Source organism: Polynucleobacter sp. MG-6-Vaara-E2 (assembly GCF_018687695.1).
GTDB lineage: Bacteria > Pseudomonadota > Gammaproteobacteria > Burkholderiales > Burkholderiaceae > Polynucleobacter.
This window is the reverse complement of sequence record NZ_CP061303.1, coordinates 485,123-498,203: the sequence shown is the minus strand read 5'-3', so window position 1 is coordinate 498,203 and position 13,081 is coordinate 485,123. Positions and strand designations below refer to the sequence as shown.

General features: G+C 46.2%; 9 protein-coding genes and 1 tRNA gene. 5 read left to right on the top strand and 5 right to left on the bottom strand.

The window, feature by feature from the left end:
• Positions 1-31: 31 nt before the first annotated feature.
• Entirely contained in the window at positions 32-1,873 is a 1,842-nt protein-coding gene (locus ICV38_RS02645; protein ID WP_251368271.1) for a potassium transporter Kup, read from the bottom strand.
• 258 nt (positions 1,874-2,131) lie between these two features.
• On the opposite strand from ICV38_RS02645, the gene ICV38_RS02640 reads away from it, so the two are divergent.
• Positions 2,132-2,208 (top strand) — tRNA-Met (locus ICV38_RS02640).
• A 25-nt stretch (positions 2,209-2,233) separates the two neighbouring features.
• Here ICV38_RS02640 and ICV38_RS02635 read toward each other — a convergent pair.
• From ICV38_RS02635 to ICV38_RS02620, 4 genes are read right to left on the bottom strand one after another with little or no spacing between them, the layout of a single operon-like run.
• Positions 2,234-4,714: a DNA internalization-related competence protein ComEC/Rec2 gene (locus ICV38_RS02635; protein WP_251368195.1), complete on the bottom strand. Its 2,481-nt coding sequence runs from the start codon at positions 4,712-4,714 to the stop codon at positions 2,234-2,236.
• A gap of 55 nt (positions 4,715-4,769) precedes the next feature.
• Positions 4,770-5,606, bottom strand: a complete 837-nt coding sequence (locus ICV38_RS02630) for a TatD family hydrolase (protein WP_215382199.1) — start codon at positions 5,604-5,606, stop codon at positions 4,770-4,772.
• A gap of 8 nt (positions 5,607-5,614) precedes the next feature.
• Positions 5,615-6,319, bottom strand: a complete 705-nt coding sequence (locus ICV38_RS02625) for an ABC transporter ATP-binding protein (RefSeq protein WP_215382198.1) — start codon at positions 6,317-6,319, stop codon at positions 5,615-5,617.
• Positions 6,312-7,571, bottom strand: a complete 1,260-nt coding sequence (locus ICV38_RS02620) for a lipoprotein-releasing ABC transporter permease subunit (protein ID WP_251368270.1) — start codon at positions 7,569-7,571, stop codon at positions 6,312-6,314. Before ICV38_RS02620 ends, ICV38_RS02625 begins: the two co-directional genes overlap by 8 nt.
• Before the next feature lie 49 nt (positions 7,572-7,620).
• Between ICV38_RS02620 and ICV38_RS02615 the strand changes: the two genes are divergently transcribed.
• The 4 genes from ICV38_RS02615 to lysS all read left to right on the top strand — a co-directional run bounded on the left by ICV38_RS02615 (position 7,621) and on the right by lysS (position 13,069).
• On the top strand, positions 7,621-8,601 hold the full coding sequence (locus ICV38_RS02615) for a hypothetical protein (RefSeq protein WP_215382196.1): 981 nt from the start codon (positions 7,621-7,623) through the stop codon (positions 8,599-8,601).
• Positions 8,598-10,361, top strand: a complete 1,764-nt coding sequence (gene recJ, locus ICV38_RS02610) for a single-stranded-DNA-specific exonuclease RecJ (RefSeq protein ID WP_215382195.1) — start codon at positions 8,598-8,600, stop codon at positions 10,359-10,361. The genes ICV38_RS02615 and recJ overlap by 4 nt, the downstream gene beginning before the upstream one ends.
• Before the next feature lie 34 nt (positions 10,362-10,395).
• Positions 10,396-11,500, top strand: a protein-coding gene (gene prfB, locus ICV38_RS02605) for a peptide chain release factor 2 (protein WP_215382194.1) whose coding sequence is annotated in 2 segments (ribosomal slippage) — positions 10,396-10,467 and positions 10,469-11,500 — 1,104 coding nt in all. Because the reading frame shifts where the segments join, the coding sequence is not laid out codon by codon here.
• 12 nt (positions 11,501-11,512) lie between these two features.
• Positions 11,513-13,069 (top strand): lysine--tRNA ligase, encoded by a 1,557-nt coding sequence (gene lysS / locus ICV38_RS02600; protein ID WP_215382193.1) that lies wholly within the window; start codon positions 11,513-11,515, stop codon positions 13,067-13,069.
• Positions 13,070-13,081: the final 12 nt, after the last annotated feature.

Genomic DNA, 13,081 nt, shown 5'->3' with positions numbered 1-13,081 from the left:
AATATTTTAGGTCTTAGTGAAATATTACTTCTCAAATCTCTACCTTAGCGCCAAGCTCCACCAGACGGTTTGCTGGAATCTTGAAGAAGTCTGATTGACGTCCAGCATTTTGATACATCCACGCAAACAAAATCTCACGCCAAAGGGCCATTCCAGGAATATCAGTTGGCACCACAGTATCGCGTGACAAGAAGAATGAAGTATTCATCTCATCAAATTTTTGGCCTGAAGCTTTTTCAATTAATGAGATGATCTGCGCCATATCCGGAGTTTCATTAAATCCATATACCGCACGAACTACGTAAACACCATGTCCCAGATCACGCAAGGTGATGCGCTCGGAATCCTTTACATAAGGAACATCCCAAATGCTCACCTTCAGAAAGAAAACTCTTTCATGGAGAACATGATTATGTTTTAAATTATGCAAAAAAGAGACTGGCACATAATCTACGTGAGCAGTTAAAAAAACTGCCGTTCCCTCAACGCGATGTGGAGGATGCATCAACAAGGCCTCAATAAAGCTTTTGAGCTCAATGCCGTTATTAGTAGCATGCTGTCGCAAAATTTTTCGACCTTGATACCAAGTCATTAACAGGACAAAGCAAATAGCCCCAAGCAAGAGAGGAAACCACCCGCCCTCTAAAATCTTTAAAAGGTTTGCCGACAAGAAAGCTAGATCAACTGCCAAGAAAGAGCTGATTACTAACGTTACTAGCGCCGTGTTCCAACGCCATACCACGCGCATCACAATCGCCGCTAAGAAAGTGGTGATGATCATCGTTGTGGTAACTGCAATACCGTAAGCAGCGGCTAAATTTTCAGACTTCTTAAATGCCAATACTACTGCAACCACTAAAACCAATAAAGCCCAATTTACCAGCGGCATATAAATTTGACCAATTTCACGGTCGGAAGTATGGCGGACTTTCATGCGCGGAACAAAGCCAAGCAAGATAGCTTGACTGGTCATTGAAAATGCACCTGAGATAACGGCCTGAGATGCAATAACAGTTGCAGCAGTGGCCAAAATAACCAAGGGAAGAACAAGTACTTCAGGAACCATCAAGAAAAAAGGATTGCTGATCGTATCTGGATTGCCCAAAAACATTGCCCCTTGCCCAAAATAATTTAAGAGCAAGCTCGGCATCACGATAAAAAACCAACCCATACGAATTGGCTTAATACCAAAGTGCCCCATATCAGCATATAAGGCTTCCGCCCCCGTTAATACAAGAAAGACAGCGCCCAAAACGATAAATCCTTGCAATGCATGCTCTTCCATGAAATGAATGGCATACATAGGATTAACAGCGGCAAAAATAGTAGGGTTCTGCACAACCTGATACAAGCCCATCAATGCGATCGCCAAAAACCACAAGACCATAATTGGGCCAAATAATTTACCAACCACTTCGGTACCCGTTTTTTGGATAACGAATAGGATGATCAAGATAGCAACGGTGATTGGCAAAACAAAACGAGTTAAGTCGCTTGATATCACCTCTAGACCCTCAACTGCAGACAGCACTGAAATAGCCGGTGTGATGATTGCATCACCATAGAACATGCAGGCACCAAAAACGCCGGCCATGATAATCAGCAATGATCGTTTAGATCCTGTTGGCGCGGTTCTTAATGCCAACGCCATGAGTGCCAATATGCCGCCTTCGCCATGATTGTTAGCGCGCATCACGAATAAAACGTATTTAAGCGACACAACGATTGCAAAGGCCCAAAAAACCATCGAAATAACGCCGTAGACAGCATCAGCCGAAAAGGGAATACCATGATCTGGACTAAAACATTCCTTAAGCGCGTATAGAGGACTAGTACCTATATCTCCGAATACAACACCAATTGCCGCAAACATTAAAGCAACAGAAGCACCTTTTTTATGCGGGTGACTCTCACGAGAGACTTCAACCGGTCTTAATAATGATGATTCAGAAAACTCTGGATTACTCAGCGACATGAATTGTTCCTAGCGTGTTGTTGCGTGGCAATATATTACTCCTTATGCCCATTGAGGGAAATGTCGATTTCTTAGTAAAAATGCCGTTTTTTATGCGTTATTTAAAGAAATGCCTCGACGGGAGGGTCCAAAAAATGGTAGAATTTCAGCTTCAGACGCGGGGTGGAGCAGTCTGGCAGCTCGTCGGGCTCATAACCCGAAGGTCGTAGGTTCAAATCCTGCCCCCGCAACCAAGAATTACGTACTAAGCCCTTAATTTTAAAGGGCTTTTTGCTTTTTGCCCTCCAGTAATTTGAGTGGGCCTACATGTGGATCTGCATTTCGGTGCCATAGACGCTTTGCATCCCATCTCAGAAAACTTACCGAGATCTCTGGATCTTTTCCAAACTTCCAAAGTTGAGCTCCTGTCTTAGGCGTTTGAAGAAAGGGGATTCCTAAACTCTCATAGCGAGCAGTAATAGTTGGGTGCGGATGTCCATAACGATTACGGTAGCCATTTTGAGCAAAGGCAACGCCGGGACTTAATTTTGTTAACAGCCCAATCGATGAGGAAGTTTTGCTACCGTGGTGTGGCGCCATAAAAATTATTTCCCGATCGCCAATCATGTTCAAGGCAATCTGATCCAAGCGATTCGAGATTTCTTCTTCGCCCCGTTTCTCCACATCTCCAGTTAGCCACAAAGAACTATTTTTATTGCGGATCTCTAATACGCAACTCATCTCATTAGGCTTCATTGAATATTGATTTTCAAAAAGTGTTTCTTCGTGCGGATGCCAAATCAAAAAATCCACTTCATCCCAAGTCCAGTGCTGTAGATAACGACAGGGAATACTGGGTATCTTTCTTGTGTGCAAGTTCAATAACAGTACATTGTTATTTGGTAGCGACCCCATCATCAAATCAAATTGAAGATGCCTCAATAAAGAAGCTGCGCCGCCAATGTGATCACTATCGCTATGGCTGATGACCATACGATCAATTCGATCAATCCCCCTACCGCGTAAATAGGGCAAGATCACACGTTGACCGGCATCATCATTCTTCCCTTGAATCGATCCTGTGTCATAGAGCAATTTCCGGTTCGCTGTCTCAACCAGGACGGCTGTTCCCTGGCCAATATCTAAGACTGTCGCCCTAAACTCACCTGGCTTAATGGATTCATCGATCAAGCCTCCTATAGGGATGAAGAGTACAAAAGCTGGAAGCAGCGCTAACACTCTCAATCCCCATGATTGCTGAAGTCCTCCTGGGCGAATTGCATAAATAATTCCTGCTCCTGAAATTAATAATAGCCAGTTATCTGGTTGCCTCGCCCACACCACCGACCATCTCCAGCTCGCCATCCACTCAAGCAATACAGAAAGATATTCCATGGATATATGTGCAAGCAGCAAAAGCCAGCGCCCAATAAATTCTGGTAGCAGCGATCCGGCAATTGCCAATGGAGTCACGATATAACTCACTAAAGGAATGGCTAACGCATTAGCAATGGGCGATACAACTGACGCCTGATAAAACCAATACAAAGTAAATGGTAGTAAAGCAATGGTCACTACTGCTTGCACTCTGCATGCCTCTCGTAAAGCTTGCAAGGCTCGATGTGACCACTGGACCTCGAGCTCTTTGCCCGTAGGGATACCTAACAAACTGGAAGAATCCTTCATAGCAAAGAGAATGGCTGCAACTGCCCCAAACGAAAGCCAAAAGCCCGGCGTATATGGCGCCATCGGATCGATCAACAAAACAAGTGCAAGCGCCCACCACCAGATATCAAATGATCTCGGATTTCTGCCGGTCCATAATGCATAAGCTACAACACCAACCATGTACATCGTTCTTTGTGCTGGTATTTGAAAGCCTGCCAACCAGGCATAGATAAAGGCGACAACAAACCCTGCGGATGCTGCAACCTTGCTGACTGGAATAATCAACGGCCAAGTGCAACGTCGCCAGATACATGCAGCAACAGAAGCTCCAATTCCAGCCAGCATCGTGACATGCAATCCAGAAATAGAAATCAGATGCCCTATTCCTGTTGCATTAAAGACCCGCCAGTCATCTTGCTCAATAGCATTTTGATCGCCCATCACCAATGCTATGATCACGCCTCCATAGCGAGCATCTTTAGGTAGAAGCGAACGAATACGCTCGCGTAACTTCCAGCGCGCTAACTCCATGCGCAACTCAAAATCAGCAATGCCAATATCTTGAGGGATTAAGAGTTCGCCAGACTTTACAGAGCCGCTAGCACCAAAATCTTGATGAAAAGACCAGCGCTCAAAATCAAATGTATAAGGATTGAGAGAGCCATATGGTTTTTTGAGTTTCACCTTGAACCTCCAGCGCTGACCCGGAATAACTTCAGGAATCTTTTGATCACTTCTCCATGCAGGCTGCCAACTGAGATAGACCCTTTTAGGAAAGTGACTAACCCGCTCCTTTCTAGATGAAAGGTAATCAAGCTCAAAAGCAAACTTAGCGCCCGTTGAATTACTTTGCGGTAAAGCAATAATCCTTCCTTCAGCAATCAATTCCTTACCTTCCAATTCTTCGGCAAGGATATTTTTCAAACGGCATTCTGCATAGTGGGCGTTCCAGGCAAAGCCAACAACAAACAGCAAGATACTGATGGAAATGCAACGAGACCATTTGGCTCTTGGGCCTATCAATAAAACTAATAAACACAGCATGCCAATAGACAAGCAAACTAATAGCCATGCTGAAGGTATTTTTGGCAAAAAGAAAAGGAGTGATCCCCCGGCAATGAATGCCGTAATCGCTAAGCGCAAGAATTTAAGAGGCTGGGGTTAAATTAGGTTTGCTAGCGCAAAGAGCTGACCAACGCGGTAGTGCCTGCATAGCATTGCTCCACACTGCGAAAGCAAATTCAGAATCTCTGATGCCACGTAGGGCAGCTAACTCTTTGGCAATTCGCTCTACAAACGCAGGCTCATTGAATGCAATACCCTCTTCTTTTAACCAGGCAGGCGGGATGTCGGGAGAATCTGTTTCCGTAACAATCGAATGGAGGGGAAGTTCTGTTAATAACCTACGGATCTGCAGCGCTCGCTCATAAGTTGCGGCACCACCAAATCCTAATTTAAAGCCTAGTTCAATAAACTGATCGGCCTGTTGAAAGCTGCCATTAAACGCATGGGCAATTCCGCCAGAAATATTGCGGCGTCTTAATGCTTTCAAAATAGCATCTTGAGAACGACGCACATGCAAAATGACCGGCAATTGATATTTTTGAGCCAGATCTAATTGAGCATGAAAAAAATATTCTTGTTTGTGCGGATCTAAGCCTTCTACAAAGTAATCGAGCCCAATTTCACCAACACCAACAAATCTTGGATCAGAGAGTGACTGCTCAATGTGCTCATCAAGATAGGAGATGTCTTCCTCATGGGCTTGATTGGTATAGAGAGGATGAATACCTAGCGTATAAACTAGCCCGGGAATCTCCTCTCCATATTGAGATGCAATCTCTTTTACCCGCATGAAATCAGCCGCTTTTACTGCGGGCAACAATATAGCTTGGACGTTCTTTTCTTTTGCAGCAGAAGTAATAGACGACAGAGTCTTGGAGAACTCGGGTGCGTCTAAGTGGCAGTGAGTATCAATCCACATAGGATGCCCTACTGCACGAAAGTCTTTAATACTCCACGCTCTAAATGCAAAATACGATCGCAGCGTTTTGCGCGCACAGGGTCATGCGTCACGATTACAAAAGCAGTGCCTTGCTCGCGCGCAATATCGAGCATTAAATCAAATACCCCATCTGCAGTTTCAGTGTCTAAATTTCCAGTAGGCTCATCTGCCAAAACACAAGCAGGATTACCTACCAACGCCCTAGCCACTGCAACACGCTGACGCTCTCCACCAGATAACTCACCCGGGGTATGCTGCACTCGGCTTATTAGCCCAACAGCATCAAGCATCTTAGAAGCCCTACGCTCACTATCGGTGCGATCAAGACCTCTTATACGAAGTGGTAGCGCAACATTTTCTAGCGCTGTGAATTCATCTAACAAATGATGGAATTGGTAAATAAATCCTAAATTTTCATTACGAAGCAAATCTAACTGTCTCACAGAGAGTTGCGAAAGCGCAAGGCCCGACAGCGTAACTGAGCCAGCCGTGGGCGAATCAAGACCACCTAACAAATGAAGTAAGGTACTTTTGCCAGAGCCTGAAGAGCCAACGATCGCCACCTTCTCACCAGGATCAACCATTAAATCAACACCCTTTAACACCTCAACTGCAGTAGGCCCTTGGCCATACTTCTTACTGAGGTCACGCGCTATCAGCACTGGATTGGCAGCTTTACTCAAATCATTCATAGCGCAATGCCTCCGCGGGCTGCACCTTAGCAGCGCGACGACTCGGGTAGAGCGTTGCCAACACTGAAAGGCCAAATGCCATCAAACCAACGGTGAGCACATCATTTAATCTCACATCGGAAGGTAGCTCACTAATAAAATAGACATCGCGCGGTAAAAAGCGCACGCGGAATATCGCTTCAATTGCGGGAACAATCACATCGATATTTAGAGCAATTAATAGGCCCAAGCCTACACCCGCTAAAGATCCTAATAATCCAATAGCGAGACCTTGAATTAAAAAAATTCTTTGAATTAAGCCTGGGCTTGCGCCCATTGTTCTTAATATTGCAATATCAGCTTGTTTTTCATTCACCGTCATTACTAATGTAGAGACCAGATTAAAGGCAGCGACCGCAATAATCAAAGTCAAAATAATGAACATCATCTTTTTTTCAGTTTGAACTGCAGCAAACCAATTTCGATTAGAGCGAGACCAATCCGTAATCCACAATGCCTGAGGTACTACTGAGGCTAATTGGGTAGCTACTTCTGGCGCGCGCTGCATATCGTCAACCTTGACTCGAAGTCCGGATGGATCATGCAAGCGCAATAAGGCTGCTGCATCTTTCCAATGCATGATGGCAAGCGAGCTATCGTATTCATAGTGGCCGCTATCAACAATACCTACTACTTGAAGTGTACGCATGCGCGGCATTGCACCTGCAGGAGTCAAATCACTCTCAGGAACAATGAGATTGATTCGATCGCCGACATGAGCACCCACTAAGGAAGCAAGTTGAGCGCCTAAAGCAACCCCGAAAGCGCCCGGCTTGAGATCAATAATGCCTCCCGCAACAAATTGCTTTGGGAGGTCGGAAACTTTTCCCTCGTCATCAGGCGAAATGCCACGAATAGCAACGCCACGCATAACATTGTCACGAGTGAGTAATCCCTGAGAACCAACCATTGGGGCAACACCAACAACATGAGGCTGCTCCGCCACTTTCAAGGCAATTGGCTCCCAATTTGCTAATCCATCAGGCGCGGTAATTTCGACATGAGAAAGTACCGAAAGCATGCGATCGCGCACTTCTTTTTGAAAACCATTCATCACCGATAGCACCACAATCAGAGATGCCACGCCCAAAGCGATGCCGGCAGTAGAAATTCCAGAAATAAAGGAAAGGAAGCCATCACGCTTACCAACCGTCTTGCGACGCTTGGAGCGGGTATAGCGCAAGCCAATTTCTAGCTCAATGGGAAGTCTCAACATAGCCACAGTTTAGACAATTGCAAGGGCAAACTGATGGAATACCTAAATGCCACCTAAAATCAGGGGAATGACTGCAAATATGAACTCCCTGCAAAACGCTCCACGGCGCTTTACCCTGATGCTGGCCGGGGAGGATGCTTTAGATACACAGAACATTGGGGATCAGCCATTAAAAGGGCTCCCCCATGAGCGCTTCTTATTAGGAGATTTGACTCCAATCGCCCCAATCCTTCTCCTAGGCCAATCATCATTGACGGTAAATCCAAACCAGGAAATTGCCTGCCTACAACCAGTTCATCTGCATGCTACTCGCGACCATCTGATTTTGATGAGTCAGAACCAGATTGATCTGACCATCAAAGAATCATCTGAACTTCTCAAAGTCGCTCTTCCCTTTATAGAAGAAGATTTTCAGAGTCCAGTGTTATTTCATGACCAACATTACTGGTTTATTCCTGCGGGGCCTTTTGCAAGTTTGGCAAGCTATAGCGTGGATCAAGCGCATGGTCGCAATATTGATTGGTGGATGCCACGCGATACAAAGGAGCAAGGTGTCGCAAAGCGTTGGCGTAAATTGCAGAATGAGATTCAAATGCTTTGGCATATTGGCCCCGTCAACGAAGAGCGTGAGCAACGTGATCTACCAAGCATTAACTCACTTTGGATTAGTGGCATTGGCAAACTCAGTGATGTGCAAGCTCCCCAAGCAATCACATCATCCCGTCAGGTCTATGGTGAGCATCCCTTGCTAGCTGGTCTAGCCAAGTATTTGAAAATACCCCATAACAACACAGTTAAAACTGGAGGGCTTGCTGGTGCTTTTGCATGGCTTGATCAGCCAGAGACAATTTGGCCTGTTCTAAGCAAAGCTTTAATAGATAAGCAACTGGACGCGCTTGCACTAATTGATTTTTCAAATGGAAAAGTGCGAGAGCGCATCTTTACTGCAAAAGATCTTTACAAAAAATCTTGGGCGTTTTGGAAAAAAGCAGAACCACTCACCTGGAAAGAAATCGTCTCTTCATGAGCCTCTTCTCCCAAAGACCTTACTCTGAACGGACTGCTACTTGGCTTCAGCAAAGTGGCCTGCATCCGTTATTGGCTCGCTTATATGCCGCCCGTGGTTTGGAGTCTCCAGAAGAGCTGTCACTAGAACTGAAAAATCTGCTTTCTCCAACAGAGCTCAAGAATTGCATCTCTACTGCAAGCTTGCTAGCAGATATTCTGGAGAAAAAAGAGCCCATGCTCATCGTTGCAGACTATGACTGCGATGGAGCCACAGCTTGTGCAGTGGGTCTAAGAGGGTTGCGAATGCTCGGGGGAGCAGATACCCCTATTCAGTTTTTGGTACCCAATCGTTTTACGATGGGCTATGGCCTAACCCCCGAGGTAGTTGAGCTCGCAGCACAGCAAAACCCAAAACCGAAATACCTCATCACCGTTGATAACGGTATTGCCAGCGAGGCAGGTGTCGATCGTGCCCGTGAGCTTGGGATGGAAGTCATTGTGACTGACCACCATCTACCAGGCGATCGATTACCCAAAGCCACAGCAATCGTCAATCCCAATCAATCGGGTTGTACATTTCCAAGCAAAGCACTCGCAGGTGTTGGTGTGATGTTTTATGTATTGGTGGCATTACGTGCAGAGCTTCGTCAGCGCGGAAAATTTACCAACGAGACTCAACCAAAGGTTGAGAACTTATTGGACCTTGTTGCACTAGGGACCGTTGCTGACGTTGCACAACTTGATCGCAATAATCGCGTCTTAGTTTCAAATGGTTTAAAACGTATTCGTGCCGGGATCTCTCAGCCTGGTATGCAAGCTTTGTTTCAGGCTGCTGGACGGGATCCTCGCAAAGCCAATACGTTTGATTTAGGTTTCGCTATTGGCCCTAGACTCAATGCTGCTGGGCGTCTGGCGGATATGACACTTGGCATACGATTGCTGCTGACAGATAACGTTGATGAGGCAATGACCCTCGCACAAGAACTCGATCGCATTAATCGCGAGCGCCGTGTCATCGAGACTGGTATGCAAGAAACTGCGCTCGCCCATCTATCTGAAGATCAATTGGCTGGAACGATGGCGCAACGCACGAGTATTTGCCTGTGGAATCCCGAGTGGCACCAAGGTGTCGTTGGCATTGTGGCCTCACGCTTAAAGGAACGCTTTAATCGTCCTGCAATTGTCTTTGCTCCTGATGGCAACACTGGGGAAGAATTACGCGGCTCTGGAAGATCATTAACCGGCTTTCATTTGCGGGATGCACTCGATATTGTTTCTAAACGTGAGCCAGGTCTGATTCTGAAGTTTGGTGGCCACGCAATGGCTGCAGGCCTGACGATTCGTAAGTCTGATTTCGAGAAGTTTGATACTTGCTTTCAAGAAGTGGCAAACAGTTTATTGACCGATGAGATCTTAGAACGTCGCCATCCTCATGATGGTGCTCTTCAACCTTCAGAATTTACGCCCGAAATTGGCGACTTACTCGCAGAAGAAATCTGGGGTCAAGGATTTCCACAACCAGTGTTCTATGGTGACTTTGAAATCACCCAGCAAAGCCTCATGAAAGAGAAGCATCTTCGATTGATGGTGCGCCCTCTAGGCCCCAATGCCTCTGAAAACACACTAGCCGCTAAGCCATTAACAGCGGTTTGGTTCAATCGAACCCAAAGCCTACCGGCCAGAGCCAAGCTTGCATACCGCTTGGTCACCGATCGCTACCAGGGCCAAGCCCGAGTTCAGCTCATGATTGAGGCTCATGACGAGACTCCCGCAGCCTGAGAGTCAGATGCAATAACCCCCTTATAATTAGGGGATGGAAGCTGAACAACTCAATACTATTTCAAATACCTTGTCCGATCTGCTCACCCGTGAGCAAGCACTTCGGGGGTATCTTTGACTTCGAAGTAAAGTCGCGTCGCCTTACTGAAGTTAATTCGATTCTGGAAGATCCCACGATTTGGGATGATCAAAAGAAAGCGCAAGCACTGGGCAAAGAGAAAAAATTGCTCGACGGTGTTGTTGCTACTCTCACCGATTTAAATAACAATATCACTGGCGCTATCGAACTATTCGATATGGCCAAAGAAGAAAGTGATTTTGAGACGATTGCTGCGATTGAGCAAGACGTTGAGAGTTATAGCAAGATCATCAACGATCTTGAGTTCCGTCGGATGTTCCACAACGAGATGGATTCTTGCAATTGCTTTATTGATATTCAAGCAGGTGCCGGCGGTACTGAAGCCTGCGATTGGGCCAGCATGCTCTATCGCCAATATCTCAAGTATTGCGAACGCAAGGGTTACAAAACCGAAATCTTGGAAGAGTCTGATGGTGACGTAGCTGGCATTAAGAGCGCTACGATTAAAGTCGATGGTGAATATGCATATGGACATCTGCGTTCTGAGACTGGTGTACACCGTTTAGTGCGCAAGTCTCCTTTTGACTCTTCAAACGGACGCCACACTTCATTTGCTTCTATCTATGTCTACCCAGAGATCGATGATTCTATTGAGATTGAAGTCAATCCCGCCGATATTCGAACCGATACCTACCGCGCCTCTGGTGCGGGTGGACAGCATATTAATAAAACCGACTCTGCAGTTCGTCTCACCCATATCCCAACGGGGATCGTAGTGCAGTGTCAAAACGACCGAAGTCAGCACCGCAACCGCGCTGAAGCGATGAGTATGCTCAAGTCACGACTTTATGAGCACGAGATGCAAAAGCGTCGTGCAGAACAAGATAAGTTAGAGGCCAGCAAGACTGATGTGGGCTGGGGTCACCAGATCCGCTCCTACGTTTTGGATCAAAGCCGTATTAAAGATTTACGCACTAACGTTGAGATCTCCAATACTCAAAAAGTGTTGGACGGCGATCTCGATGCCTTTATTGAAGCTAGCCTAAAGCAAGGCGTTTAATTACTGACCAATATGAACGATAAAACCAACTCAGCCAATACATCAGCACCAGTCACTGAAGCTGTTGATGAGAACCATATCATCGCCGAGCGTCGTGAGAAGCTTGCCAAGCTTCGCCAAAATGGCGTTGCCTTCCCAAATGATTTTGTCCCAACCCATTTGGCTGCTGACTTACACACTCATTACGATAGCCTCACTAAAGAAGAGCTCGCAGCTAAAAAGGTTCATGTCAAAGTAGCTGGCCGCATGATCCTCAAACGTGTGATGGGTAAAGCCAGCTTTGCGACCATTCAAGATCGCAGTGGACAAATTCAGTTTTACATCAATGATGAGTTGACTGGTGCAGATACCCATGGTGCCTTTAAGCACTGGGATATGGGCGACTTTATCTCTGCTGAAGGCAATCTGTTTAAGACAAACAAGGGTGAACTTTCAGTCGAGTGCAACAACTTACGTCTTTTGAGTAAGTCTTTACGTCCCTTGCCTGACAAGTTTCATGGCCTCTCAGATCTGGAGACTAAATATCGCCAGCGCTATGTTGACCTGATCGTTAACCCAGAAAGCCGCAATACATTTAAAGCACGCAGTAATGCGATTGCATCATTACGTCGCCATATGCTCGATGCTGACTTCATGGAAGTCGAGACTCCAATGCTTCATCCGATTCCTGGTGGTGCAGCAGCAAAACCATTTATTACTCACCATAACGCACTCGATATGCAGATGTTCTTGCGTATTGCGCCTGAGCTTTATCTTAAGCGTCTAGTAGTTGGCGGCTTTGAGCGGGTATTTGAAATCAACCGCAACTTCCGTAATGAAGGTGTGAGCCCACGCCACAATCCAGAATTCACAATGATGGAATTCTATGCAGCCTATACCGATTACCGTTGGTTGATGGATTTCACCGAAGGTTTGATTCGCGCCGCCGCTATTGATGCGCAAGGTACAGCAGTACTGACTCACCAAGGACGTGAACTCGATTTAAGTAAACCATTCCAGCGCTTAACTATTAATGAGGCAATCCTCAAGTATTGCGGCCAGTCAGGCAAGAGCTACGAGGCCTCTCAGTTAGAGGATGCGACTTTCATTCGCGCTGAATTGAAAAAAGGTGGCGAGAATCCCGATTCTCCAACTCTTAAGAATGCTGGCATCGGCGCATTGCAACTAGCCTTATTTGAATTGGTTGCAGAGGAGCATCTCTGGGAGCCAACTTACATCATCGATTACCCAATCGAAGTAAGTCCTCTAGCTAGAGAATCAGATACCCGCCCGGGGATTACTGAGCGTTTTGAACTTTTCATCACTGGTCGCGAGATTGCTAATGGATTTTCTGAGCTAAATGATGCCGAAGATCAAGCCAATCGCTTCCGCAAACAAGTAGAGCAAAAAGAAGCTGGTGACGAAGAAGCAATGTACTTTGACCATGACTTTATTCGCGCGCTCGAATATGGCATGCCTCCGACCGGTGGGTGCGGCATCGGTATCGACCGCTTGGTCATGCTGCTCACGGATGCGCCAAACATTCGTGATGTGATTCTCTTCCCACACTTGCGCCGCGAAGAAGAATAATCATTCCCGCAA

Excerpts from the sequence above, each read along its gene's own strand:
- recJ (WP_215382195.1), top strand. The coding sequence starts at position 8,598 with ATGAGCCTCTTCTCCCAAAGACCTTACTCTGAACGGACTGCTACTTGG.
- ICV38_RS02615 (WP_215382196.1), top strand. The coding sequence starts at position 7,621 with ATGCCACCTAAAATCAGGGGAATGACTGCAAATATGAACTCCCTGCAA.
- ICV38_RS02625 (WP_215382198.1), bottom strand. The coding sequence starts at position 6,319 with ATGAATGATTTGAGTAAAGCTGCCAATCCAGTGCTGATAGCGCGTGAC.
- lysS (WP_215382193.1), top strand. The coding sequence starts at position 11,513 with ATGAACGATAAAACCAACTCAGCCAATACATCAGCACCAGTCACTGAA.
- ICV38_RS02630 (WP_215382199.1), bottom strand. The coding sequence starts at position 5,606 with ATGTGGATTGATACTCACTGCCACTTAGACGCACCCGAGTTCTCCAAG.
- ICV38_RS02645 (WP_251368271.1), bottom strand. The coding sequence starts at position 1,873 with ATGTTTGCGGCAATTGGTGTTGTATTCGGAGATATAGGTACTAGTCCT.